The following is a 23853-nucleotide window of genomic DNA, read 5'->3' on the forward strand; positions in this document are numbered from 1 at the left end:
GGACTCAATCTCCTGGCCCCAGCACCGCGGTGATGTACTGGCCACGGTCGAGCACCTCGTTGGCCGCGCGGTCGGTGTAACCGAAGATCGGGCCGGCCGCCACCGTCAGCGCCACCCCGACGGCAATCAAAGCCATTGTGGGAGCGACCATTCCGATCGGCATCCGACCTACGTCGCCGCGGTCGTCGAACGCGACGTCTTCCGCGTAATCGTCCAGCAGGACCGACGGTGCGGAATCGGCAAGCTCGCCCTCGGGGGCGTCGACCCGGGCCCGCCAGAACGCCTTGGTCCACACTCGCGCCACCACATAGAGCGTCAGCAGACTGGTGATCAGCGAGCCGGCGACCAACAGCCAGGCCAGCACCGAGCCGCTGGCGGTACCGGCCTCCAGCAGCGCGACCTTCCCGATGAAGCCCGAAAACGGAGGAATACCACCCAGATTCAGCGCCGGAACCAAGAACACGAAAGCCAGCAGCGGGCTGGCGGCGGCCAGCCCACCCAGGCGGCGCAGCGTCGATGCCCCGGCCTGTCGCTCGATCAGGCCGACGACCAGGAACAGCGTGGTCTGCACGATGATGTGGTGGGCGACGTAGTAGATCGCCCCGGACATGCCGAGCCGGCTGGACAGCGCGACACCGAACACCATGTAGCCGATGTGGCTCACGAGGGTGAACGACAGCAGTCGCTTGATATCACTCTGCGCGATCGCACCCAGGACGCCCACCAGCATGGTCAGCAGCGCGGCGACCAACAGCACGTTGTCCAGCCCGCCCGCGGGGAACAGCAGTGCGTGCGCCCGGATGATCGCGTAAACACCGACTTTGGTGAGCAGCCCGGCAAACACGGCGGTCACCGGCGCCGGCGCGGTGGGGTAGGAGTCCGGCAGCCACGCCGACAGCGGGAAGACCGCGGCCTTGATGCCGAAGGCCACGAGCAGCACTGCGAAGATCGCGCTTCGGGTGCCGGTGCTGATGTCCTGCAGCCGCAGGGAGAGCTCGGCCATGTTCAGCGTTCCGGTGGCGGCGTAGATCAGGGCCAGGCCGACCAGGAAGATCAGCGACGAGACCATCGACACCATGACGTAGGAGATGCCGGCGCGCACCCGGTCCTTGCTGGCTCCGATGGTCAACAGCACGAAGCTCGCCGTCAGCAGCACCTCGAAACCGACATACAGGTTGAACAGGTCGCCGGCCAGGAAAGCTGTGCACACCCCCGCCGACAGCACCAGATAGGTGGGCAGGAAGATCGACACCGGTTGGTGTTCGTCACCGTCGCGGATACCCTGTCCGATCGCGTAGAACACGACGGCCAGCAGCACGATCGCCGACACCACGAGCATCAGCGCCGACAGCCGGTCGGCCACCAGCGTGATCCCAAGTGGACCGAGGCCCTCCTTGGTCGGACCCCAGCCGCCGATATGCAGCGCCTGAGTGCCGTCGCGGTCGGTCAGATACGTCAGAACCGCGCACACCGCCAGCACGCCGGTGAGCGCGGCCAGCGCGATCATCCGCTGCAGTCGCGGTTTACGCCCGGCGATCAACGTCAACGCGGCCGCCACTAATGGAATCAATACCGGCAGCGGCATCAACACCCCGGAGAGGCTCATCGCGACCCCTCATGGCCGGGCAGCGCATCGAGCTCGTCGGGCTCGTCGGTGTCGTGAGCCGCCACGTGCACCGGGACGTCGTCGTCGACCGAGGACGCCTCGGAATCGGAGAGCCTCGACACCCGGGCGTCCTCGGGGTCGGTATCCACTTCCTCCTGGGTGGTCAACCGAAACGAGCGGTAGGTCAGCGCCAGGACGAAGGCCGCCATCCCCATCGCGATGACGATCGCTGTCAGGATCATCCCCTGGGCCAGTGGGTCGGCGGTCGCCGTTTCCGAGCCGCTCGTGCGCCCCTTGATCGGTGGGTTCCCGCTTTCGCCACCTACGGTCAGGATCAGCAGGTTGACGGCATTGCCGACCAGCAGCAGGCCCATGAGCATCCGAGTCAAGTTGCGCGAAAGCAACAGGTAGACACCACAACTGGTGAGTCCGCCGATGATCACGAGCGGAACGAGGAAGACGGTCACGACGCCCTCGCCTTCACTGTCGAGCGTGCGCTGACGAGTTCTTCGTCGATGCGCGCACCGAGGCTGCGCAACACGTCGAGCACCAGGCCGAGCACGATCAGGTACACGCCGAGGTCGAAAAACAGGGCGGTCACGAACTTAACCGTGCCCAGCAGCGGCACATGCAGTTCGATCACCGCCGAGGACAGCGCGGGGGCGCCCAGCAGCATCGAGCCGGCCGCGGTGCCGGCTGACAGCGCCAGGCCGGCGCCGAGGATCTTGCCGGCGTCCAGCGGCAGCGTCTCGCCGAGCTCGTAGCGACCACCCGCCAGATAACGCAGCACCAGCGCCAGGCCTGCGGTCAGCCCGCCGGCGAAGCCGCCGCCGGGGGTGTTGTGTCCGGTGAAGAAGAAGTACACCGACAGCACCATGATCAGCGGGAAGATCAGTCGGGTCGCGACTTCGAGCACCAGGGAGCGGTTGCGCGGGTCGCGCAGCTCGCTACCGCGCAGCCACGTGGTGTCGCCGACCGCGGGACTGTAGGCCGTCGCGGGCAGCACCCCGATGTCGGGCTGGCCGGCGTCGGACACCCGCGGCGCCGCACCGAACCGCCGGTTGCGGAAAACCAGCGACGCGACGCCGGTGGCGGCGGCCACCAGGACCGAGATCTCGCCGAGGGTGTCCCAGGCGCGGATGTCAACCAGCAGCACGTTGACGGTGTTGGCGCCATGGCCCCGGTCGTAGGCGGCATCGGGCAGCAGGGCGGCGATTCCGGTGCGGGTGCGGGCGGCCATCGCGAACACCCCCAGCGTGGTGACGGTGGCGCCGACGGCCAGCGCGAGCGCCGCGCGGGGCAGCCGGTAGCGCTTCATGCTCGCCTCGTCGGCCTCGGCGGGCAGGGTACGCAACACCAGCACGAAGATCACCAGTGTCAGCGTCTCCACCAGGAACTGCGTCAGCGCCAGGTCCGGGGCGCCGTGGAAGGCGAAGATCGCCCCGCAGCCATAGCCGGTGATACCCACCAGCAGCACCGCCGCCAGCCGGTTGCGCATCACGGTGGCGGCCACCGCGGCGGCCAGGATGAGCAGGCCCACCACCGGCTGGACCAGGGAGTCCCACAGCTGGAACTGGGGCTGGTCTCGGGCGCCGAAGGCCAGCACGGCCACCGGGAGCAGCACCAGTGTCGACAGGATCACCGACTGGGTGACGGGGATGGAGCCGCGCTGGGTGATCGCAGTCAGACGGACGGACGCGACGTCGGCGCCACGGATCACCGCGTCGTAGATCCGGTCGGCATTGCCCAGCGGGTGCCAGGAGCCCAGCCCGGTTCGGCTGAGCCGTTCGCGGTTGACGAACGCCGCGACACCGAGCCCCAGCACCAGCGCCGAGAGCAACAGCGGCAGGTTGAGGCCGTGCCACAGGGCCAGCGTGTAGTGGCCGTCGTCGGCGCCGGCGGCGGGCATGGTCGCCGCGTAGCCGTCCAGCGCGGTGTCGAGGTAATTGGGCACCACACCGAAGAACAGTCCTGCCGCGGCCAGGATCGCCGGAGCCACCAGGAACGAGGTGGCTGGCCGGTGCAGGTTGGCCACCAGGATGGTCGGGCCTGCAGATCCCTTGCGTGCGAAGGCACCCCACAGGAATCGCAACGCATAAATGGTGGTGAAGATCGAACCGATGACGACTCCGGCGAGGACCGCCGGTGCCCAGCCGCCCAGTGACTCGCTGTGCGCGATCGTCTCGAAGTCGGCCTCCTTGGCCACGAACCCCAGGAACGGCGGCAGTGCGGCCATGCTCGCCGTCGCGCCCGCGGCGATCACGAACAACGCGGGCATGCGGTGGCCCAGCCACGCCAGCCGTCGGATGTCACGGGTGCCGGTCGAGTGGTCGATGACGCCGACGACCATGAACAGCGTCGCCTTGAACAACGCGTGCGCGCATAGGATGGCCAGCCCGGCCAGCATCATGTCCCGGCCGCCGGCCCCGACCATCACCGTGATGAACCCCAGCTGGCTGACCGTTCCGAACGCGAGGATCAGCTTGAGGTCGTACTCGCGGACCGCGCGCCAACCGGCCAGCAGCATGGTCAGCAGACCCAGTGTGATGACGGTGGGCCGCCAGCCTGGGGAGTCGGCGAAGCCTGGGGCCAGCCGGGCGATGAGGTAGACACCTGCTTTGACCATCGCGGCGGCATGCAGGTACGCGCTGACAGGGGTCGGGGCGGCCATGGCACCGGGCAGCCAGAAGTGGAACGGCACGATCGCAGACTTGGACAGCGCACCGACGAGTACGAGGACGACACCCACGGCGACGGCGGTGCCGTGCGGGGCTTCGGCCACCAGCTCGGACAGCAGGTAGGTGCCGGCGGTGTGGCCGAGGATCACGATTCCGCCCAGCATCGCCAGCCCGCCCGCGGTGGTGACCAACAGGGCCTGCATGGCCGCGCGACGGCTGGTGGCCCGCTCGGCGTAGTGCCCGACCAGCAGGAACGACAACACCGTGGTCAGTTCCCAGAACGTGTAGAGCAGCAGCATGTTGTCGCTGACCACCAGGCCGAACATGGCTCCGGAGAAGGCGACGAGTTCAGCGGCGAAGCTGGGCAGTCGCCTCTCGGTGCGGCCGTCGCGGTGGTGGAAGTACTGGGCGCAGTAGAACAGCACCAGCGCGCCGATACCCAGCACCAACACGCTCATGATGGCCGCCAGGGTGTCGAAGCGCAGCGTGATGTTCATCGACAGCTGCGGTATCCACGGGATATCGACTTCTGCGGGCTGACGGCCATGGGGCCAGTTGAGTGCGACCCAGATCAGCGACGCCGCCGGAACGAGCGCGAGCGGGTAGAACGCCAGCCTTCCCCATCGGTACACGAGCACCGGCGCCACGGCGGCGGCGATCGCGTGCGCGATCAGGATGACGAGCATGGCACTCCGATCTATTGACGCGCAGCGCGTCGGTGATCTACCGGTCGGTCGGGGTGTCAGCCAAAGGTTTTCGGCTATGTCCTGTCAATAGTCTACGGGGTTGACGGCGGAGGAGATTTTCCGGCTGCGCCGCCGAAGCTGTCAGGATCGGTGGGTGTGATCCGAAATTGCTTGAGCAGCAATGCTTCTCAACATATTCCGCACGACGATGCCGTCTTCATCCGGGTACGGCATGCTCATCGATATAGGGCAAGCGCTCCATGTAGAAGGGCTGCACTAGATCGTGGCACCCCCGCGGAAGCCTGAAACCGACACCATCCTGGACGCCGCGCGCGGTTTGGTGCTCTCCGAAGGTCCGCGGACGGCCAGCGTCGCAGCGATCGCCAAGGCCAGCGGGGCGCCGGTGGGCACGCGGTATCACCGGTTCGGCAATCGCGACGGTGTCGTGACGGTGGCGTGGCTGCGTGCTCTGGTGCGCTTTCACACGCGGGCGATCGCCGCTTCGGGCTCAGACCCGCTGGAGGTCGCAGCCCAGATGGCCGCCGCGACGGTCGGCTTCGCCAGAGACTGTGCCGAAGATGCGCGCCTGCTGCTGACCATGCGGCCCGACGACATGCGCGACGCCGAACCGACCCCGAGTTGACGGCCCATCCCGGATGAGCCAGGTTCAGCGCTGCATGTAGGTGACCCTTTGGACCACGTTGGCGGCGGTGTCCGCGGTGTAGACGATGTCGGTGGTGCCCGATGCGTTTCCGGTGATACGGGCTCTACTGGCGTCGCTGGTCGCGGCGATGGCAATGCCGCCGGAGTCGAAAGCGTGATCCGGATGCCGATACGCGAAGTTACAGTTCGCCGGACCGCCGTTGGTGCGGCGTTTTCCCTTGAGGAAGCCGGTTGCGCCCGAAGCTATGCGGGCAGGACAGCTCGCGACGTTGGTGGTGATGTCCGGCACGTAGATCAGGTCGTGCCCGGTGGTATTCGTGAGCTCGAACTCCCACCCGTTGTAGTTCGGTCCCCAGAGGTCGGGCCAGCGGAACACCACAATCTGGCGCCGGTCGCCTGGAGCATGAGGGAACTGGACCGACATGCGCTGGTCGTTGTCCTGCGCAGTCTGGCGCGTGATCGTGCCGTCGGCGGACCCCTGGATAAAGATCCGCGCGCTGGTCGATTCGTATCGGAAGGCGAGATCGGCGTCCGCCGGCCCGTCGAAGAGGAAAGGCGGCAACGGGCTTTTGATGCCCTTGGCGTACCCGATGTCGCCCGCCTTGATGGGGCTGTCGACCCGGTCGAGGTTCGAACTGCCGAAGTAGAGGGGGACGAGGTCGACCGAGGTCTCGTTGTGGATCTCGAACTCCCACCCGTCTCGGTTGCAGCCCCAGTCGAACTGGGCCTGCTGAGCTTCCCGCCTGGCGTTCATCATCGTGGTCATGGTCGATTCCCTCCGCGTATGCGCTGCTGTATCGATTGCAACCATGGCGCAGGGGGCGGCGCTGCCGCGTCGGCTGACCGGTGGGTAGCGCGGGGGAATTCTCGTGTCCTCCAATCGGAGGACGAGGGCCTACCGGCAATAGGTCCGCACGGGAAGGGCATGCCCTAGCAACCCGAGGGCCCCGCCGAGAATCGGCCAGACAGGCCAGAAGTACGCGAGCGATCCGGTGGTGAGTGCGATCGCGAGCCAGACCGTCAGGACGATTGCGACCATGGCGGCGTAGCCGGCCAGGTGGAAGCGCACCGAGGCGCGGGCGGCGCTTTTGCGAGCGGCGATTCGGCGGGGGTCGGTGCGACGCAGGCGTTCGACCGGAAGGTCGGCGACGGTGCGGTGCAATACGTCAGCGGTATCGGCGGCGAAGGCCGCTTGGACCCGGATCTCGTACTCCGCGAGGTCGAAGTATCCCTGGGCAAGAGCCTGGGACAGCAGGTCAGCGGTGGTCTCTCGGTCGCGATCTCCGACCCGGACAGTGGCTATGCTCATACCGTCCAACTCTGACATGTCAATAGTGGACTGTCAACGGATTCGTGCGAGTTTCATCTCGGACAAGTGTTGTGGCAGGTCGTCGATGTAGCGGGCGAGGGCCGCGCGCAGCTCAGCCTCATCGGATAGCCGCCGGCCGTCGTCGATCTCCAGCGGCGTCTCTCGGTTGACGGCCACCAGCGCGTCGATCAGCGCCGACCGGTCGTTGGTGCCGTCCAGTAGCGGGAAGAGGTGGCGGTCGAGCGGGGACAGTATGAGCGTTTCGTGCCACACGTTGAACGTGGAAGCGTCAGGCTGGTTCCTGGTCAGCTCGGCCATGCGTCGCACAGGCTCGGACAGCCGCAGCGGGTCGCGCGTCGGCTCAGGAAGCAGCGGTTCGAGGCGGTAGCTCGCTCCGCCTTGTAGGACGAGGGTGGCCATCAGGTTCTCGATGTTGGCGGCGAGGCCGGGGCTGGCCGCCACGCCCGCCGCGAGAAGGCGGGCACTGACGGCGTCCACCAGCTCCTGGTACGAGATCGTCCACGGCCACCGGTCGGTCAGCGCGTCAATTCCGGCTTTGATGCCTGGATCGTTGGTGAACAGCCGCGCGCCGTCGGGCTGGAGGTAGTCCTGCCGCGAGTAGTCGATGCGCGTCGGCTCGTCGGCGGGTGGCAGAAAAGCACTCAGGTGCAGACGGGCGTAGCGGCTGCGGCCTGGGGTGTGATTGATCTGAGTCGCGCGTTCGGTGTGCACCAGGAGCGATTCCCGGAACATCCGGTTGGTCACGAAATCGAGGTACTGCTCGGTCATTACTTGATCGCCCCCGCATTTGGCGGCCAGGAACTCGGCGACCCGGGGTCCGAAGTTGGCGGGGATCATCGTCTGCGGGCGGGCCTCCGCGACGAAGGCGAGGCCGTGCTCGCCGGCGTGACTGACGAGCTCGTGGAAATAGCACGGCGAATTGAACGTCTCGAGCTCGTCGTGCAAGAGATACGAATCGCCGAAACCTTCACTGAAAGCTCGGCTTTCAGCCAGCACCCGGGCCAGCACGCCCTCGGCGGGTGCGACCTCTTCCAGATAGTCGACGACTTCCTTGGCGCTGTGCACTTTGTCTTCCGGGGTGCGGTCGGCGCGGCTGGCAAGCAGCATGACGTCGCGCACAATCTCTTTCGACTTCCAGCCCGGATAGACGTTGTAGCTCACGTAGCCGACACCGTCGGGGGCCAGCAGCGAACGGACCGCTGCCAATAAGGCGTCCTGAACTTCGGGTGGCACCCAGCTGTACACCCCGTGGGCGATGATGAAATCGAAGCGGCCGAGCAGCGCCGGATCCACCTGGGCGATGTCCGCGGCGATGAATTCGATATTGCGCAGGCCCAAGCCATCGGCAAGAGCTCGTGCCTGATCGATCTGCACCTGGGACAGGTCGATGCCCACCGCGTAGGCATGAGGATTGGCCGCCGCGAACGGAAGCACGTTTCCGCCACTGGCGCAACCGATCTCGAGCACCCGGGCTCCTGTCACCTCGGGTGCCTGCAAGCCGAACACATGGGCGACCGCCGCCAGCTGCCCGGGGGCGGACTGTGGAAACGAGTTGGAGGTATACGGAGTCTCGTCGTAGTCGGCTTGAAGCCGATTCACTGCGTCGTCCAGATCGTCCGTCTGTCGCACGACGGCAGTTTACGAAGCTTGGCTGGGGCCTGCCTGTGGGCTGCGGCGGTGCTGTTGAATATTCACCGTGACCACCGACGACCGAGTTGTCAGCGCCAGCAGGCGAATCGCCGCCCCCGCCGCGGTTATCTTTGAGCTGATCGCCGACCCGGCGCGTCAGCCCGAGTGGGACGGCAATGACAATCTGGCCCAAGCCGCGCCCGACCAGCGGGTCCGCGGGGTCGGTGACGTATTCACCATGACGCTGACGCTGGGCGCCGACCGGGAGAACCACGTTGTCGAGTTCGCCGAGGGCCGGTTGATCGCGTGGCGGCCTGCACCGCCGGGCAATCCGCCACCGGGTCATCTGTGGCGCTGGCAGCTGGAGCCCGTCGATGCCACCACCACCGTCGTCACCCATACCTACGACTGGACCGACCTGACGGACCCGGAGCGCCTTCCGAGGGCGCGCGCCACCACCGCGGACAAGTTGCAGGCATCGATCGACCGGCTCGCCGCACAGGCCGAAGCCGACTAGCGGTTGCCCGCGGCGAACTCCCGCAGCGACGCCACCTGAGCCCGATCCAGCGACGGTCGCACCGTCTCGCGGGCCTTGGCTACATCGGCAGCGGTGACGTCGGCGGCGTCTATCGAGCGGCGCATCGCGGTCAGCGCGGATTCGCGCAGCAGAGCCACACAGTCGGCTGCGCTGTAGCCGTCCAAATCGCCGGCCAGTGCATCGAGATCGACGTCAGGCGAGAGCGGCACCGATTTGCCTGCCGTGCGCAGGATTTCGCGACGTGCGTCGGTGTCTGGTGGCTCGACGAACACCAGCTTCTCCAGCCGTCCGGGGCGCAGCAGCGCCGGGTCGATCAGGTCCGGCCGGTTGGTGGCGCCGAGCACCACCACGTCGCGCAACGGCTCGATGCCGTCGAGCTCGGTCAGTAGCGCGGCCACCACACGGTCGGTGACCCCGGAATCGAAGCTCTGCCCGCGCCGGGGAGCCAGCGCGTCGATCTCGTCGAGGAACACCAGAGATGGTGCGGAATCCCTTGCCCGCCGGAACAATTCGCGAACAGCCTTTTCTGAGGAGCCAACCCACTTGTCCATCAGCTCGGCGCCCTTCACCGCGTGCACACTCAGCCGGCCCGAACTGGCCAGCGCACGCACCACAAATGTCTTGCCGCAGCCCGGTGGCCCGTAGAGCAGCACACCCCTGGGCGGGTCGACCCCGAGTCGGGCGAAGGTGTCGGGATGCTGCAGCGGCCACAGCACCGCCTCGGTGAGCGCCTGTTTGACCTCGACCATGTCGCCGACATCGTCGAGGGTGACCGAACCGACCGACAACTCCTCGGTGGCCGACCGCGACAGCGGTCGGATGACGGTCAGCGCACCGGTTAAGTCCTCCTGGGTCAGGGCGGGTGGCTTGCCGTCCTCGCTGGCGCGGGCTGCCGCCCGCAGCGCTGCCTCCCGGACCAGGGCGGCCAGATCGGCACGCACGAATCCCGGTGTGCGATCGGCAATGTCGGCGAGAGTCAAATCCTGGGCGGGGACGTCGCGCAGCAACACCTCCAGCAGCGCCTTTCGGGTGGCGCCATCAGGCAGGCTCAAGCCCAGCTCGCGGTCGCACAGATCCGGTGCGCGCAGACGCGGATCCACCCCGTCGGGCTGCTGGGAGGTGGCCACCAGCGCCACCCCGGGTGCGGCGACGGCCTTACGCAGCTCGGTCAGGATCGTCGCCGACACCGGTTCGGCCTGGGTCGGCAGCAGCGCATCGATATCGGTGATCAGCAGCACCCCGCCGCCGGCGGCGACGGTGGCGACCGCATCGGCCACGGCGCGCTGCCGATCCTGCGCGGCCAGTGCGCCGGTGTCAGGCCCGTCGAGCTCGACCAGGCGCCGTCCGGCGCACACCGCGCGCACCAGTCTGGCCTTGCCGACCCCGGCCGGTCCGGTGAGCAGAACGCCCAGATTCGGTGTGGCGCCAAGCTTTTTCAGTAATTGCGGCTCGTCGAGCGCTAGCTTGAGCCACTCGGTGAGCCGGCCGGCCTGCACGTGTTGGCCCTTGAGATCGTCGATCGACACCGGCGGCGCCTCCGGCCACACCATCGGCGGGCTGACGGCCGCGGACGGGCCAGGCGCGGCCGGCCCGGATACGCCGGCGCCCCAGGTGACTGACGAATTCGGTTGCACACTAACGGGTCCGGCCGGATCGGTGCCGGTGACGGTGAGCAGCTCCGAAGTCCAGGTGATGCCCACTGACGACGCCAGCGCCGAGCTGGCCCGGGTGGTGGACGTGCCGGGGCCGAGGTCACGCGGCAGCAGGGACACCGTGTCGCCCACGGTCATCACCTTGCCCAGCAGCGCCTGGCGCAGCGTCGCCGACGACACCGACTGGGTGGCCAGCGAAGAGCCGCGCAGCGTCACCGAGCGCGCGCCGTACACGGTGACCGGCGCCACCAGCACAGTGGTGTCCTCGCGTAGGCCCGCGTTGGAGAGTGTCACATCGTCCAGCAGCGCCGTGCCGGCCGGGGTGTCCGGCGGTGCCAGTGCTGCGACGGCGGCGGTGGTGCGAGAACCGGTGAGTGACACCGCATCCCACTCGCGAATGCCGAGGGCGGCGATGGCCTCGGGATGCAGCCGCACGACACCACGCCGGGAATCCAGCGCCGAGGTGTTCAGCCGTGCCGTCAGCGCCAGGCCGGTCGGCGCCATGTCAGCGGCCGGGCTTGCGCAGGCCGAGGCGCGTCACCGAGCGGCGGTTCGGTTGGTCGCGACGGTTCGCGCGCCGCGCCGCGCGCCGCTGTTTGGGTTCGTCGTTCCATGCCTCCGGGCGGGCGGCAACCCAGCGTTGGCTGCGGATCGTGAACGGGATGATGCACAGATAGCCCGCGATGATCAACAGCACCAGGATGTACGGGAAGAGCAGCAACGCCGCCGCCGCTGCGGCGATCAGGATCAGCAGGATAGGCGCGGCGTTGGCCGGCATCCTCACCGACTTGAGCGCCAGTGTCGGCACCCGGCTGATCAACAGCGTGGCATTGGCGGCGAACCACAAGCAGACGAACCACGGTGAGGTCCACCAGCCGTGACCGAACTGCAGCATCGCCGCGAGCGGGCCGATCACCCCGACCGCGCCGCACGGTGCGGGCATACCGGTGAAGTACTGCCGCGTGTAGGCCGGCCGGGTGTCATCGTCGAGCAGTGCGTTGAAACGGGCCAGCCGCAGCACGATGCACACGGCGTAGAGCAGAGCGAAGATCCAGCCGACCGGCGACGTTGGCAGCAACGTCACGTAGACCACCAGCGCCGGGGCGACACCGAAGTTCACCGCGTCGGCCAGCGAGTCGATCTCGGCGCCCATCCGAGACTGTGCGTCCAGGGCGCGCGCGATGCCGCCGTCGATACCGTCGAGCACTGCCGCGGCCCCGATCAACGCGAGGGCGATGTGGGGGCGCCCGTCCAACGCGAACTTGATCGAGGTCAGCCCCGCGCAAATGGCCAACACCGTCGTCGCACTGGGCAGGATGCGCATGGCGGCCGGACGCCCGGGTTTGATCACGACAGTTGCGCCAGCACCGTCTCGCCGGCCACCGCGCGTTGGCCGGGGGACACCAGCAGCGTGGCACCTTCGGGCAGATACGTGTCCAGACGGGAGCCGAACCGGATCAGCCCGTAGGTTTCGCCGATGGTCAGCGTGTCGCCTGGGTGGACGTCGCACACGATGCGCCGTGCCACCAGACCCGCGATCTGCACGGCCACCACGTCGGCGCCGCCGGGTGTGCGAATGACGATGCTGTTGCGCTCGTTGTCTGCGCTGGCAGCGGGCAGGTCGGCTGAGACGAACTGGCCGGGTCGGTAGTGCACCGCGATCACCTCGCCGGCGACCGGTGCGCGCTGCACGTGCGCGTCAAACACCGAGAGGAAAATGCTGATCCGCGGCAGCGGCTCGGTGGACAGGCCAAGCTCAGCGGGAGGGACCGCGGTGTCCACCAGGCACACTTGACCGTCGGCCGGCGCGACGACCACACCGGGCCGGGTCGGCGGGACGCGGCGTGGGTGGCGGAAGAACGCTGCGTTGGCGCCCGCAGCGGCCAGACCCGCGGTGCGTACCCAGCGATGGCGCCTGCCCAGGGCCGCGACGGCCAGGCTGGCGCCGACGAACGGCAGACCCGCGGGGTGCATCGGTGGCACGGTCGAGCGAACTAGATCGAGGAGATGTGTTGCTTCGGACGTGCGGGGGCGTCTGGCCATCGGCGACGATTCTAACCGCGCCGGGCTACGACAGGTCCCATAGCTGCACCTGTTCGCCAGCGGACATCTCGGTGACATCTTCGGCGATCTCCAGCAGGCAGTTCGCCGACGCCAGCCAGCGCAGATGATGAGACGCCGGCGGCCCATAGGTGGTCACCGTGCCCGCCGCCGCGTCGTACACACCGCGTCGGAATTGGCGCCTGCCCTTCGGCGAGGTCAGGTTGTCGGCCAGCACAGCCGTGCGCCGTGGCCGGTGCGGGTGCGGCAGACCCATCGCCGTGCGCAGGGCCGGGCGGACGAACACCTCGAAGGACACCAGCGCGCTCACCGGATTTCCCGGCAGCGTGACAATCGGACATCCCAGGCCCGATGTCGTCGGCCCGGCGGTTCCGGCGAGCCGTCCCGCACCCTGCGGCATGCCCGGTTGCATGGCGACCTTCACGAACTCCACGCCGCCACCGGACCCGCTGGGCCGGCTACCTTCGGCCGTGCCGAAGGCATCCTTGACCACCTCGTAGGCGCCGGCACTCACCCCGCCGGTGGTGATGATCAGATCGGCTTGGCCGGCATATCCGTCGAGCACGGTGCTGAACTGGGCCACGTCATCGCTCGACGTGGGTGTGGCCACCACCTCGGCGCCGGCCTCGCGCACCGCGGCGGCCAGCATGATGGCGTTGGACTCGTAGATCTGGCCCGGCTGGAGCTCGGTGCCGGCCGACACCAATTCGGTACCCGTCGACATCACCAGCACGCGTTGGCGGGGCCGCACCGTCAGCGAGCCGAGGCCCAGGGCGGCGGCCAAGCCGAGCGCGGCCGGGGTGACGAGATGCCCGGTCCGCAGCACCGTGGTCCCCGCGGTCACGTCCTCGCCGGCGCGGCGGATGTGCTGGCCGGCTTTGGCGGCCGTGCGGATCTCGACGGTGTCGACGCCGCCGTCGGTGGCCTCGACCGGCACCACCGCTGTCGCACCTGACGGCAGCGGTGCCCCGGTCATGATCCGGTGCGCAGTGCCCGCCGCCAGCGTCAGCGGGTCGGTGCGCCCGGCCGGAATATCTTCGGCGACAGGCAGTTTCACCGGGTTAGCGTCGGCCCCCGCGACGTCTTCGGCGTGCACCGCGTAGCCGTCCATCGCCGAGTTGTCGAACACCGGCAGCGAGAGCGGGGCTGCCACGTCGTCGGCCAGCACCAGCCCTTCGGCCTCGGCGAGGCCGACCGTCACCGCCGCGCGTGGCGTGATGAGGTCGGCGACGACGCGCTGGTGTTCCTCGACGGTGCGCATCAGACCGGGAAGCTCACGCCGGTCAGCTCCTCGGACACCGTCCACAGCCGCTGCTGGAGCTCGCGGTCGTGGGATTGGGCGCTGGATTGCACCAGCTTCGGGTTGCCCCGCTGCTCACCGAAACCGTCCGGGCCGTAATACTGCCCACCGCGGACGTCGGGATCGGTCGCCGCGCGAAGCGTCGGTAGCGCGCCGGCCGCCGCGCTCTGGAAGAGCAGCGGACCGACGATGCGGTAGGCGGGGTGGAAGATCGCCGGGACATTGCGGGCCAGCTCGGTGTACGACCCGCCCGGGTGGGCGGCCACCGCGATCGTGTCGGTGTCGGCGGCGGCCAACCGGCGCTGCAGTTCGTAGGTGAACAACAGGTTGGCCAGCTTGGACTGACCGTAGGCGGCGATGCGGCTGTAGCGGCGTTCCCACTGCAGGTCGTCGAAGTGGATGTCGGCCAGCAGCCGGTGACCCAGGCTGCTGATGTTCACCACCCGCGAGCCGGGCACCGGCAGCAGGGTGTCCAGCAGCAGGCCGGTGAAGGCGAAGTGGCCGAGGTGGTTGGTGCCGAATTGCAGCTCGAAGCCGTCCTTCGTGGTCTCCTTCGGAGTCCACATCACCCCGGCGTTGTTGATCAGCAGATCGATCCGCGGGTGTGCCGTGCGTAGGGCGTCGGCGGCGGCGCGCACCGAGTCCAGCGACGTCAGGTCAAGCTGCTTGACGGTGACGTCGGCGCCGGGGTTGGCCGCCAGGATCGTGTCGCGGGCGGCGCCGCCCTTGTCGAGGTTGCGCACCGCCATCACGACTCGGGCGCCGCGGGCGGCGAGCACCGCCGCGGCCTCGTAGCCGATACCGGAGTTGGCGCCGGTGATGACGGCGACGCGCCCGTCCTGTGCCGGGACGTTGCCCGAAGTCCAATTGCTGCCGCTCATGGCACGACCATACGTCGGCCCAAGTTGCAGACGAGCGGTGGCCGTTTACTGTCGCGGTATGGCTATCGGTGGGGTCCTCTTCGACATCGATGGCGTCTTGGTGACCTCGTGGACGGCGATCCCCGGCGCGGCCGAGGCGCTGGCGTTGCTGGCTGATCACCAGATCGCGCGGTCCTATCTGACCAACACCACCACCCGTACTCGCCAGCAGATCGCGGCAGCACTGTCGGATGCCGGGATCGATGTGCGGCCCGACGAGGTGGTCACCGCCGCCGCGCTGACCGCGGACTATGTGCGCGCCAACTATCCCGACGCGCGGTGCTTTCTGGTCAACAACGGCGACATCACCGACGACATGCCGGGCATCGACATCGTCGACTCCACCGACTACGACGACGGCGTCGATCCGGACGTCATTCTGCTCGGCGGCGCCGGACCCGAGTACAGCCACCGGACGCTGAGCCGCGTCTACGAGTGGATGGCGCAGGGTGTGCCGGTGGTCGCCATGCACCGCAGCACGGCGTGGACCACCACCGAGGGTCTGCGAATCGACACCGGGATGTATCTGATCGGCATGGAGGAGACGTCCGGCCGCAAGGCCACTGCCGTCGGCAAGCCGGCCCCGGCGGGGTTCCTGGCCTCGGCCGCCCGACTCGGGGTCGACCCCGACGAGATGTACATGGTCGGCGACGACCTCAACAACGACGTGCTGGCAGCCCAGGTGGTCGGCATGACAGGCGTGTTGGTGCGCACCGGCAAGTTCCGCCAGGACACCTTGGACCGTTGGGCCACTGACGAATTCGCGATGCAGCCCAATCACGTGATCGATTCGGTCGCTGATTTGCCGAGATTGCTCGGGTTCTGAAGTGGCGGGCAGGAGCGAAGCGATCCGGGAAGACTCCAGCGATGACTTTCCCCGGCGACCGGGGTCTGTCTAGGTATGACTGAAATTCTGATAGTGAATGCCACGGTCGATGCGCCCGCAGCGGCGGTGTTCGGCGTGCTGGCCGACCCGAGCACCCACAAGGACATCGACGGCACCGGCTGGGTACGCGAGCCGATCGACGGGCCGCGGCCGCTGAGCGCGCCCGGGCAGGTCTTTCGTGTCGCCATGTATCACGACGGCCATCCCGACAAGCACTACGAGATGGCCAACCAGGTCGTCGATCTGGAACCCGACCGCGTCATCGCCTGGGCGCCTGGCGGACTGGCCGAGGACGGCAGCCTGGAACTAGGCGGCTGGACGTGGCGCTACGACCTCGAACCGCTGGGTCCTCAGCAGACCCGCGTGACGCTGACCTATGACTGGTCGAAGGTTCCGGCGGAGGTCCGGGAGAACATCATGTTCCCGCCGTTCCCCGTCTCGCATCTGGACAATTCGCTGGCGAATCTGGCGAGGTTGGCCGTCGTCAGGACCTGAGCTCGTTCGGCTGCAGCCAGGTCAGCGCCGCAGTCGTCATGGCCTGCACGCCAGTGGTCAATGTCGGCTCGATCGCCGGCGCGAATTCGGGGGAGTGGTTCATCGGCGGCAGTTGCCCACGGCTCAGTGCCTCGTTGAACACGTCGAGTGGCACGCCGCCCCAGAACCAGAACACCGTTGGCACGCCGAGGCTGTCGCCGAAGACGCCGACGTCCTCGCTGGCTGCCAGCGGCGGCAATGGCATGAGCCGGGACGCGCCGAATTCACGCTCGAACGCGGCCACTGTCTGGGCCGTCGCCGCGGGGTCGCTGATCAACACCGGTGCGCTGACATTCCAGTCGAAGCGTGGAGGCTGCGGGCTGTTACTGGCCGCCGCCTCGGCAGTGACGATGCGCTCGATAGCTGCTTTGACCTGGGCGCGGACCTCCGGTGTATAGCTGCGGGTGTTGATGCCGAGCTCGGCGGTCGCCGGGATGATGTTCTCCTTGGTGCCGGCCTGCAGCCGCCCGACGGTCACGACGGCCTGTTGGCCCGAGGGGACTTCGCGGGACACGATGCTCTGTAACCGCACCACTGTGGCCGCCGCCATCAGGACGGGGTCGACGGTGTTCTCAGGCTGCGACCCGTGGCCGCCGCGGCCGAACAGCGTGACCTGTACCGAGTCGGTCGCGGCCATGACCGGTCCCTGACCGTGCCCAATCATCCCCGCGGGCAGTGGCCCGACGTGCTGGCCGAGGACGATGCTCGGACGAGGGAAACGTTCGAACAGTCCGTCGTCGATCATGGCCTGGGCGCCGCTGGCTAGCTCCTCGGCGGGCTGGAACACCGCGACGACCGTGCCCGCCCAGCGTTCGCGGAGCCTGGACAGTTCGCCCACCGCCCCGACCAAGGCGGCGACGTGCATGTCGTGACCGCACGCGTGGGCTACGGGCAACGACTTACCGGTCTGGTCGACGACCACTTTGGTGCTGGCGTACGGCAGGCCCGTGTTCTCGGCCACCGGCAACGCGTCCATGTCGGCACGCAACATGATCACCGGACCGTCGCCGTTGCGTAAGACAGCCACCACTCCGGTCCCGCCGACATGCTGCGTGACCTCGCAGCCGGTGCCGGCGAGGGCGTCGACGATGCGCGCGGCTGTCTGATGTTCCGCGAAGGACAGCTCCGGGTCGGAGTGCAGCTGCCGATACAGGTCCGCGAGGGCGTCGGTGGTCTTGGCTTCGAGTTCGACGGTCGTCACACGCGGGGACGTTACTCGCGAAGGTCGGCTCAGCTCTCGCGCGACAACTTTCGCACCGCTTCGATACGCGCCTTGAGCTGATCGCTGGTGGCCGCCGCCACCGGCGGGCCGCCGCAGACCCGCCGCAGTTCGTTGTGGATCTGCCCGTGCGTCTTGCCGGTGCGGTGATGGGCCAGGGACACCAGAGTGTTGAGTTCGCTTCGCAGATCCCGCAGCTGGCCATGGGTGGTCAGCCTGGGCGTCTCGCCGCTGGCGGTCCGTTTGCTGATCTGGTCTTCTTGCCTGCGCCGCAACAGATCTCGCATCGATTCGGCATCAAGCAGCCCGGGGATGCCGAGGTAGTCGGCCTCCTCGTCGCTGCCGGCAGGCGTCGCCGTGCCGAACGAGGATCCGTCGAAGATGACCTGATCCAATTCGGCGTCGGCGCCGAGGTACTCGATCTTGTTGTCGCTGTCGTCGGGCCCGTCGCGGTTCTGTTTGGCCAGCTCGGCCTCGAGCGGATCGTCGTCGAAGTTCTCCCGGTGCGGCTTGCCGAGCACGTGATTGCGCTGGGCTTCCATCTCGCTGGCGAGTAGCAGCAGGTTGGGCACCGACGGCAAGAAAATGCACGCGGTCTCGCCGGGGCGCCGGGAGCGCACGAACCGGCCGATCGCCTGGGCGAAGAACAACGGCGTCGATGCGCTGGTGGCATAGACCCCGACCGCCAGCCGTGGCACGTCGACGCCTTCGGACACCATGCGCACGGCCACCAGCCAGCGCGAGGTACTCGCCGAGAATTGCGAGATGCGCTCCGAGGCGCCCTTGTCGTCGGACAGCACCACGGTGGGGGCCTCGCCGGTGATCTTCACCAGCAGATCGGCGTAGGCGCGGGCAGCGGTCTGATCGGAGGCGATGATCATGCCGCCGGCGTCGGGCACGTGTTCGCGAAGGCCACGCAGCCGAATATCAGCCGCGGCGATCACTGCGGGCATCCACTCGCCGGCCGGGTTGAGTGCGGTCTTCCACGCCCGCGCGGTCTGCTCAGCGGTCAGCGGCTCACCGAGGCGGGCGGCGTGTTCCTCGCCGGCACTGTCGCGCCAGCGGGCCTCGCCGGAGTAGGCCATGAACATGACCGGCCGCACGACGCCGTCGGCGAGTGCGTCGGAGTAGCCATAGGTGTGGTCGGCCTGCGAGCGGGCGAAGCCGTCGGGCCCGGTCTCGTAGGTGACGAACGGGATCGGGCTGTCGTCGCTGCGGAACGGTGTCCCGGTCAGCGCCAGCCGCCGCGTCGCGTCGTTGAAAGCCTCCCGGATGGCGTCGCCCCACGTCTTGGCGTCGCCGCCGTGGTGGATCTCGTCGAATACGACGAGCGTCTTGCGGTTCTCGGTGCGCACCCGGTGCCGGGTGGGGTGGCTGGCGACCTGGGCGTAGGTGACCACGACGCCGTGGTACTCCGCGGAGTTCTGAGCGTTGGAGTTGGAGAACTTCGGATCCAGGGAGATGCCGTGCCGGGCGGCGGCCTGCGCCCACTGGACCTTGAGGTGCTCGGTGGGGACGACGATCGTGATGGCTTCGACGGTGCCCTCGGCGAGAAGTTCGGCGACGATCCGCAGAGCGAACGTGGTTTTACCGGCGCCTGGGGTCGCGACTGCGAGAAAATCCCGAGGAGCGTCCGATAGATACTTCACCAACGCCCGTCGCTGCCAGCCCCGCAATGCCTGGGTGCTGGGCGCATCAACTGCCCGCACCCCTGGGACTCCTCTCCGGTCGAGAAGAACCTTAGCGCAACGGATTACGGATACGCATCTTTGATGTCGGGCGGTTCGGGGAAGAAGTTGTCATTGCGTTCGAAGAACTCGCGACGCTCCTCGTCGGTCATCTCACCGAGCTTCGGCAGGCCCTCGAAATAGAAGTCCCGCGGCGCACCGGGAGTGAACAGCATCAGCAGCGACGCCGGCTCGTCGGTCACGTTGCCGAAGCCGTGCACGCCACCCGGCGGGACGTAGAGATAGTCGCCTTGCTCGCCTACCGTCCAGTCGCGTCCGTCGTAGAGCCGGATCCGTCCGGACAGGATGAAGAAGGACTCCGACATGGCCTTGTGGAAATGGGGTCCCGGACCGCCGGCCTGTGGGCCGAGGTCCACGCGGTAGAGGCCGAAGTCGCCACCGGTGGACTGCTCGGTGGCCAGGTAGCTGTACTTGACCCGCCACGTCTCGAAGTCGGCTGGGGTGTCGCCCCTGCGCAGGGCGGCGCTGACCTCGCCGTCACCGTCGTAGCGCGGCGGGGGATACGGCGGTACGTGGAGTGACATCGCCCCCAGTCTGCACGTCAGTCGAGCGGGTACACCACACCTGTCAGCGCTTCGGACACCGCCCATAACCGTCGTTGCACACCGGTGTCGTAGGAGCGCTTGTTGGAGGAGACGAGCTTCGGGTAGCCCCGCAGCTGGAGGAATCCGCCGGGTCCGTAGTACTGGCCGCCCCGGACTGTGGGGTCGGCCGCGGCGCGCAACGTGGGTAGGGCGCCCATTTCGGTGCTCTGCTCCAGCAGCGGCGCGATCCGTCGGACGGCTCCGGGGGCGTAGCGCCCGAGTTCGGAGCTGGATGCGCCGGGGTGGGCTGCGACCGCGATGGTGCCCGTTCCGGCCAGTCGGCGCTGCAATTCGTAGGTGAACAGCAGGTTGGCGAGCTTGGACTGCCCGTACGCGCCCGCGCGGCTGTAGCTGCGCTCGGACTGCAGGTCGTCGAACCGGATGCCGCCGAATCGGTGGCCGTTGCTGCTGACGGTCACGACTCGCGAGCCGGGGCTGGCAAGCAGGCGATCAATAAGCAGGCCGGTCAGCGCGAAGTGCCCCAGGTGATTGGTGCCGAACTGCAGCTCGAAGCCGTCCTTGGTGGTCTCCTTCGGCGTCATCATCACGCCCGCGTTGTTGATGAGCAGATCGATTCGGTCGTGGCCGGCGCGCAGCTGGCCGGCGGCCGCCCGGACGGAGTCCAGCGAGGTGAGGTCGAGTTCCTGCACGCTGACGTCGGCACCGGGGTATCGCCTACCGATGAGATCGGCGGCGGCCTTGCCCTTGTCGAGGTTGCGCACGGCGATGACTACATGCGCGCCCTTGGCGGCGAGCGCGCGGGCGGTTTCGTAGCCGAGGCCGGTGTTGGCGCCGGTGATGACGGCCGTGCGGCCGGTCTGGTCCGGAATGTCGGCTGTGGTCCAGTTGGGCGTCTGATCAGGCACAGCGGTTCTCCTCGTTTAAACTCGATAAACGGAGCGCGCGCCCCGGTTGCTTCGACTATACGGAACGTGCGCCCCGCTTTGTCAACGCGTGAGGGGTGATGAGGTGGTCCTCAACTGCCGGCCGTTACGGGCCGATGCGGCGCGCAACCGTGCGCGGGTGTTGCAGGTCGCCTACGACGTCTTCGCCGAGCAGGGACTGGCCGTGCCGATCGATGAGATCGCGCGGCGGGCCGGCGTCGGCGCGGGCACCGTCTATCGGCATTTCCCCACCAAGGAAGCGCTGTTCGAAGCCGTCATCGGTGAGCGGGTGCGCCTTGTCGTGGCGCGGGGACGAGAACTGCTGGCCGCCGATCCGTCTACCGCGCTGTTCGAATTCATCCGCGAGACGGTGCGTGCAAGCGCGGCCGACCACGGCATGGTCGAAGCGCTGGCGGGCTACGGCATCGACCTCGACACTGCGGCGCCGGGGGCCGAGGCGGAGTTCCTCGGCGTGCTGGGCGAGATGCTGGTGGGCGCGCAGCAGGCGGGTGCTGCGCGCGCCGACGTGGGCGTCGCCGAACTCAAGGCGCTGCTGGTCGTCTGTAAGAGCGGTCAGGAATACGGGGACGACGTCGCCGACCGGATCACGAACGTCATCGTGGCCGGGTTACGCGCCGGGTGAACGGCTGATCATCTTCTTGCACTCGGCATAGGCGAGTGCTAAGAATGTGGTTGGCACTCCCGACCGGTGAGTGCTAGGTCGGGACGGTGAGACCGGAGCAGAACACAGCTTTGGTCGTCCGTCGCGGGCACTGTGTCCGACCCAAGAACGTGTAACCCCCAACCGGAGGATTCACTTCGCAATGTCCAAGATCATTGCTTACGACGAAGAGGCACGCCGTGGCCTCGAGCGGGGCCTCAACGCCCTCGCCGATGCGGTAAAGGTGACGCTGGGCCCCAAGGGTCGCAACGTCGTCCTGGAGAAGAAGTGGGGCGCTCCCACGATCACCAACGATGGTGTGTCCATCGCCAAGGAGATCGAGCTGGAGGACCCGTACGAGAAGATCGGCGCTGAGCTGGTCAAAGAGGTCGCCAAGAAGACTGACGACGTCGCTGGCGACGGCACCACCACCGCCACCGTTCTGGCTCAGGCGCTCGTGCGCGAGGGTCTGCGCAACGTGGCCGCTGGCGCCAACCCGCTCGGCCTGAAGCGGGGCATCGAGAAGGCTGTCGAGAAGATCACCGAGACGCTCCTCAAGAGCGCCAAAGAGGTCGAGACCAAGGAGCAGATCGCTGCTACCGCTGGTATCTCGGCCGGTGACCAGACCATCGGTGACCTGATCGCCGAGGCCATGGACAAGGTCGGCAACGAGGGTGTCATCACCGTCGAGGAGTCCAATACCTTCGGCCTGCAGCTGGAGCTCACCGAAGGCATGCGCTTCGACAAGGGCTACATCTCGGGTTACTTCGTGACCGACGCCGAGCGTCAGGAAGCGGTCCTCGAGGATCCGTACATCCTGCTGGTTTCGGGCAAGGTCTCGACGGTTAAGGACCTGCTTCCCTTGCTGGAGAAGGTCATTCAGTCGGGCAAGCCGCTGCTGATCATCGCCGAGGACGTCGAGGGCGAAGCCCTGTCCACCCTGGTGGTCAACAAGATCCGTGGCACCTTCAAGTCCGTCGCCGTCAAGGCACCGGGCTTCGGTGACCGCCGCAAGGCCATGCTGCAGGACATCGCCATCCTCACCGGTGGCCAGGTCGTCAGCGAAGAGGTCGGCCTCTCGCTCGAGACCGCTGACGTGTCTCTGCTGGGCCAGGCTCGCAAGGTCGTCGTCACCAAGGACGAGACCACCGTCATCGAGGGTGCCGGCGATGCCGACGCGATCCAGGGCCGTGTCGCCCAGATCCGCGCCGAGATCGAGAACAGCGACTCCGACTACGACCGCGAGAAGCTGCAGGAGCGCCTGGCCAAGCTTGCCGGCGGTGTTGCGGTGATCAAGGCCGGAGCTGCCACCGAGGTGGAGCTCAAGGAGCGCAAGCACCGCATCGAAGATGCCGTGCGTAACGCCAAGGCCGCCGTCGAGGAGGGCATCGTCGCCGGTGGTGGCGTGGCCCTGCTGCAGTCGGCTCCGGCACTGGACGAGCTGTCGCTCTCGGGTGACGAGGCGACCGGCGCCAACATCGTGCGCGTCGCGCTGTCGGCTCCGCTGAAGCAGATCGCCTTCAACGCGGGCCTCGAGCCCGGCGTTGTCGCCGAGAAGGTCACCAACTCGCCCTCCGGAACCGGCCTCAACGCCGCGACCGGTGTGTACGAGGACCTGCTCAAGGCCGGCGTTGCCGACCCGGTGAAGGTCACCCGCTCGGCGCTGCAGAACGCGGCGTCCATCGCGGCGCTGTTCCTCACCACCGAGGCCGTCGTTGCCGACAAGCCGGAGAAGGCGTCCGCTCCTGCGGGCGACCCGACCGGTGGCATGGGCGGTATGGACTTCTAAGTCCCAGTACGAAAGAAGCCCCGGTGCGCTTGGCGCACCGGGGCTTTTTCGTTATCCGCCAAGCGGCACGCAGTCGTCGCCGCAGCCGGATGCGGTCGGGATGTTCGGTTGCGCCGGCCGGTGCAATACGGCGCGATGCGGGATGACGCGCAGCGAATCGTCGGTGAGCTCCCCGCGGCCGTCGACGATCAGGCTGTAACCGCCGGGTTGGATCGGCGGCCACAACAGCGTGGCGTCGGGGTGGCCGCAGATGTTTCGTCGTGTGCTGTTGCCGACCTCCCCGATATCGAGGATGCCGTCGCGCAGCACAGGGACGATCGACACGGTGTGCGCTTGGTAGTCGTCGCCGACGGTGATCAGGTAGCCGAAGGGATAGTCGGCCAATGTGGCGACGAGCTGGTCGAGGTCCACCTTGACGCTCATGAGCGAATCTTATTGCGCCGAGCGTGTGGGTTTTGGGTGTTCAGAGGCCGGCCGATTCGTCG

The 23853-nt window shown here is 67.8% G+C and carries 21 protein-coding genes and 1 pseudogene; 6 read left to right on the forward strand and 16 right to left on the reverse strand.

What is annotated here, in order from left to right:
- Nucleotides 1-4 precede the first annotated feature (4 nt).
- The 3 genes from CG716_RS15050 to CG716_RS15060 are packed head-to-tail and all read right to left on the reverse strand — an operon-like array spanning nt 5 to nt 4970.
- Nucleotides 5-1606: a Na+/H+ antiporter subunit D gene (locus tag CG716_RS15050; RefSeq protein WP_094480911.1), complete on the reverse strand. Its 1602-nt coding sequence runs from the start codon at nt 1604-1606 to the stop codon at nt 5-7.
- Nucleotides 1603-2073 carry a Na(+)/H(+) antiporter subunit C gene (locus CG716_RS15055; protein ID WP_094480913.1) on the reverse strand — a complete coding sequence of 157 codons (471 nt, stop codon included), beginning with the start codon at nt 2071-2073 and terminating at the stop codon, nt 1603-1605. The genes CG716_RS15050 and CG716_RS15055 overlap by 4 nt, the downstream gene beginning before the upstream one ends.
- A complete protein-coding gene (locus CG716_RS15060; protein ID WP_094480915.1) occupies nt 2070-4970 on the reverse strand; it encodes a Na+/H+ antiporter subunit A in 2901 nt (966 codons plus the stop codon). The genes CG716_RS15055 and CG716_RS15060 overlap by 4 nt, the downstream gene beginning before the upstream one ends.
- Before the next feature lie 283 nt (nt 4971-5253).
- Here CG716_RS15060 and CG716_RS15065 point away from each other — a divergent pair.
- Nucleotides 5254-5601 (forward strand): annotated as a pseudogene (locus CG716_RS15065) (TetR/AcrR family transcriptional regulator); the annotation flags it as partial.
- A 36-nt stretch (nt 5602-5637) separates the two neighbouring features.
- On the opposite strand, the gene CG716_RS15070 reads toward CG716_RS15065, so the two are convergent.
- The 3 genes from CG716_RS15070 to CG716_RS15080 form a co-directional block, all read right to left on the reverse strand.
- The gene (locus CG716_RS15070) at nt 5638-6399 is read right to left on the reverse strand and encodes a hypothetical protein (protein ID WP_094480919.1); all 762 of its coding nucleotides are present in this window, start codon (nt 6397-6399) and stop codon (nt 5638-5640) included.
- A 129-nt stretch (nt 6400-6528) separates the two neighbouring features.
- The gene (locus CG716_RS15075; protein ID WP_094480921.1) at nt 6529-6942 is read right to left on the reverse strand and encodes a DUF1707 SHOCT-like domain-containing protein; all 414 of its coding nucleotides are present in this window, start codon (nt 6940-6942) and stop codon (nt 6529-6531) included.
- A 33-nt stretch (nt 6943-6975) separates the two neighbouring features.
- The gene (locus CG716_RS15080; RefSeq protein ID WP_094480923.1) at nt 6976-8592 is read right to left on the reverse strand and encodes a methyltransferase regulatory domain-containing protein; all 1617 of its coding nucleotides are present in this window, start codon (nt 8590-8592) and stop codon (nt 6976-6978) included.
- A 67-nt stretch (nt 8593-8659) separates the two neighbouring features.
- Here CG716_RS15080 and CG716_RS15085 point away from each other — a divergent pair, with 67 nt between their 5' ends.
- Entirely contained in the window at nt 8660-9109 is a 450-nt protein-coding gene (locus tag CG716_RS15085) for an SRPBCC family protein (RefSeq protein WP_094480925.1), read from the forward strand.
- Here the strand turns inward: CG716_RS15085 and CG716_RS15090 are convergent.
- The 5 genes from CG716_RS15090 to CG716_RS15110 are packed head-to-tail and all read right to left on the reverse strand — an operon-like array spanning nt 9106 to nt 15024.
- Nucleotides 9106-11286: an AAA family ATPase gene (locus CG716_RS15090; RefSeq protein ID WP_094480927.1), complete on the reverse strand. Its 2181-nt coding sequence runs from the start codon at nt 11284-11286 to the stop codon at nt 9106-9108. The two genes, CG716_RS15085 and CG716_RS15090, sit on opposite strands and share 4 nt — an antisense overlap.
- A 1-nt stretch (nt 11287) precedes the next feature.
- On the reverse strand, nt 11288-12106 hold the full coding sequence (locus CG716_RS15095) for a CDP-alcohol phosphatidyltransferase family protein (protein WP_094481000.1): 819 nt from the start codon (nt 12104-12106) through the stop codon (nt 11288-11290).
- Between the two features lie 23 nt (nt 12107-12129).
- Nucleotides 12130-12825 carry a phosphatidylserine decarboxylase gene (locus CG716_RS15100; protein ID WP_094480929.1) on the reverse strand — a complete coding sequence of 232 codons (696 nt, stop codon included), beginning with the start codon at nt 12823-12825 and terminating at the stop codon, nt 12130-12132.
- 25 nt (nt 12826-12850) lie between these two features.
- Nucleotides 12851-14104, reverse strand: coding sequence for a molybdopterin molybdotransferase MoeA (gene moeA, locus CG716_RS15105; protein WP_094480931.1), 1254 nt, complete (start codon nt 14102-14104; stop codon nt 12851-12853).
- Nucleotides 14104-15024: an SDR family NAD(P)-dependent oxidoreductase gene (locus CG716_RS15110; protein ID WP_094480933.1), complete on the reverse strand. Its 921-nt coding sequence runs from the start codon at nt 15022-15024 to the stop codon at nt 14104-14106. Before CG716_RS15110 ends, moeA begins: the two co-directional genes overlap by 1 nt.
- A gap of 58 nt (nt 15025-15082) precedes the next feature.
- Between CG716_RS15110 and CG716_RS15115 the strand changes: the two genes are divergently transcribed.
- Complete coding sequence (locus CG716_RS15115; protein ID WP_094480935.1) at nt 15083-15889, forward strand: HAD-IIA family hydrolase; 807 nt, start codon at nt 15083-15085, stop codon at nt 15887-15889.
- A 75-nt stretch (nt 15890-15964) separates the two neighbouring features.
- On the forward strand, nt 15965-16444 hold the full coding sequence (locus CG716_RS15120) for an SRPBCC family protein (RefSeq protein WP_094480937.1): 480 nt from the start codon (nt 15965-15967) through the stop codon (nt 16442-16444).
- On the opposite strand, the gene CG716_RS15125 is transcribed toward CG716_RS15120, so the two are convergent.
- The 4 genes from CG716_RS15125 to CG716_RS15140 are packed head-to-tail and all read right to left on the reverse strand — an operon-like array spanning nt 16434 to nt 20900.
- Nucleotides 16434-17684, reverse strand: a complete 1251-nt coding sequence (locus CG716_RS15125; protein ID WP_094480939.1) for an amidohydrolase — start codon at nt 17682-17684, stop codon at nt 16434-16436. The two genes, CG716_RS15120 and CG716_RS15125, sit on opposite strands and share 11 nt — an antisense overlap.
- Nucleotides 17685-17713: 29 nt before the next feature.
- On the reverse strand, nt 17714-19411 hold the full coding sequence (locus CG716_RS15130; protein ID WP_094480941.1) for a DEAD/DEAH box helicase: 1698 nt from the start codon (nt 19409-19411) through the stop codon (nt 17714-17716).
- A gap of 44 nt (nt 19412-19455) precedes the next feature.
- Nucleotides 19456-19974, reverse strand: coding sequence for a cupin domain-containing protein (locus CG716_RS15135; protein ID WP_094480943.1), 519 nt, complete (start codon nt 19972-19974; stop codon nt 19456-19458).
- A 17-nt stretch (nt 19975-19991) separates the two neighbouring features.
- Nucleotides 19992-20900: an SDR family NAD(P)-dependent oxidoreductase gene (locus CG716_RS15140; RefSeq protein ID WP_094480945.1), complete on the reverse strand. Its 909-nt coding sequence runs from the start codon at nt 20898-20900 to the stop codon at nt 19992-19994.
- 103 nt (nt 20901-21003) lie between these two features.
- On the opposite strand from CG716_RS15140, the gene CG716_RS15145 reads away from it, so the two are divergent.
- Complete coding sequence (locus CG716_RS15145; RefSeq protein WP_094481002.1) at nt 21004-21561, forward strand: TetR/AcrR family transcriptional regulator; 558 nt, start codon at nt 21004-21006, stop codon at nt 21559-21561.
- A gap of 181 nt (nt 21562-21742) precedes the next feature.
- A complete protein-coding gene (gene groL / locus CG716_RS15150; RefSeq protein WP_094480947.1) occupies nt 21743-23368 on the forward strand; it encodes a chaperonin GroEL in 1626 nt (541 codons plus the stop codon).
- Between the two features lie 51 nt (nt 23369-23419).
- On the opposite strand, the gene CG716_RS15155 is transcribed toward groL, so the two are convergent.
- The gene (locus CG716_RS15155; RefSeq protein WP_094480949.1) at nt 23420-23791 is read right to left on the reverse strand and encodes a hypothetical protein; all 372 of its coding nucleotides are present in this window, start codon (nt 23789-23791) and stop codon (nt 23420-23422) included.
- Between the last annotated feature and the right edge of the window lie 62 nt (nt 23792-23853).

It is taken from the genome of Mycolicibacterium sphagni (genome assembly GCF_002250655.1).
Classification (GTDB): domain Bacteria; phylum Actinomycetota; class Actinomycetes; order Mycobacteriales; family Mycobacteriaceae; genus Mycobacterium; species Mycobacterium sphagni.

Bases quoted from the DNA above. Each gene is read 5' to 3' on its own strand.
- CG716_RS15050 (WP_094480911.1), bottom strand. From the start codon at position 1,606: ATGAGCCTCTCCGGGGTGTTGATGCCGCTGCCGGTATTGATTCCATTA.
- CG716_RS15060 (WP_094480915.1), bottom strand. From the start codon at position 4,970: ATGCTCGTCATCCTGATCGCGCACGCGATCGCCGCCGCCGTGGCGCCG.
- CG716_RS15070 (WP_094480919.1), bottom strand. From the start codon at position 6,399: ATGACCACGATGATGAACGCCAGGCGGGAAGCTCAGCAGGCCCAGTTC.
- CG716_RS15075 (WP_094480921.1), bottom strand. From the start codon at position 6,942: ATGAGCATAGCCACTGTCCGGGTCGGAGATCGCGACCGAGAGACCACC.
- CG716_RS15090 (WP_094480927.1), bottom strand. From the start codon at position 11,286: ATGGCGCCGACCGGCCTGGCGCTGACGGCACGGCTGAACACCTCGGCG.
- CG716_RS15095 (WP_094481000.1), bottom strand. From the start codon at position 12,106: ATGCGCATCCTGCCCAGTGCGACGACGGTGTTGGCCATTTGCGCGGGG.
- CG716_RS15100 (WP_094480929.1), bottom strand. From the start codon at position 12,825: ATGGCCAGACGCCCCCGCACGTCCGAAGCAACACATCTCCTCGATCTA.
- moeA (WP_094480931.1), bottom strand. From the start codon at position 14,104: ATGCGCACCGTCGAGGAACACCAGCGCGTCGTCGCCGACCTCATCACG.
- CG716_RS15110 (WP_094480933.1), bottom strand. From the start codon at position 15,024: ATGAGCGGCAGCAATTGGACTTCGGGCAACGTCCCGGCACAGGACGGG.
- CG716_RS15115 (WP_094480935.1), top strand. From the start codon at position 15,083: ATGGCTATCGGTGGGGTCCTCTTCGACATCGATGGCGTCTTGGTGACC.
- CG716_RS15120 (WP_094480937.1), top strand. From the start codon at position 15,965: ATGACTGAAATTCTGATAGTGAATGCCACGGTCGATGCGCCCGCAGCG.
- CG716_RS15135 (WP_094480943.1), bottom strand. From the start codon at position 19,974: ATGTCACTCCACGTACCGCCGTATCCCCCGCCGCGCTACGACGGTGAC.
- groL (WP_094480947.1), top strand. From the start codon at position 21,743: ATGTCCAAGATCATTGCTTACGACGAAGAGGCACGCCGTGGCCTCGAG.
- CG716_RS15155 (WP_094480949.1), bottom strand. From the start codon at position 23,791: ATGAGCGTCAAGGTGGACCTCGACCAGCTCGTCGCCACATTGGCCGAC.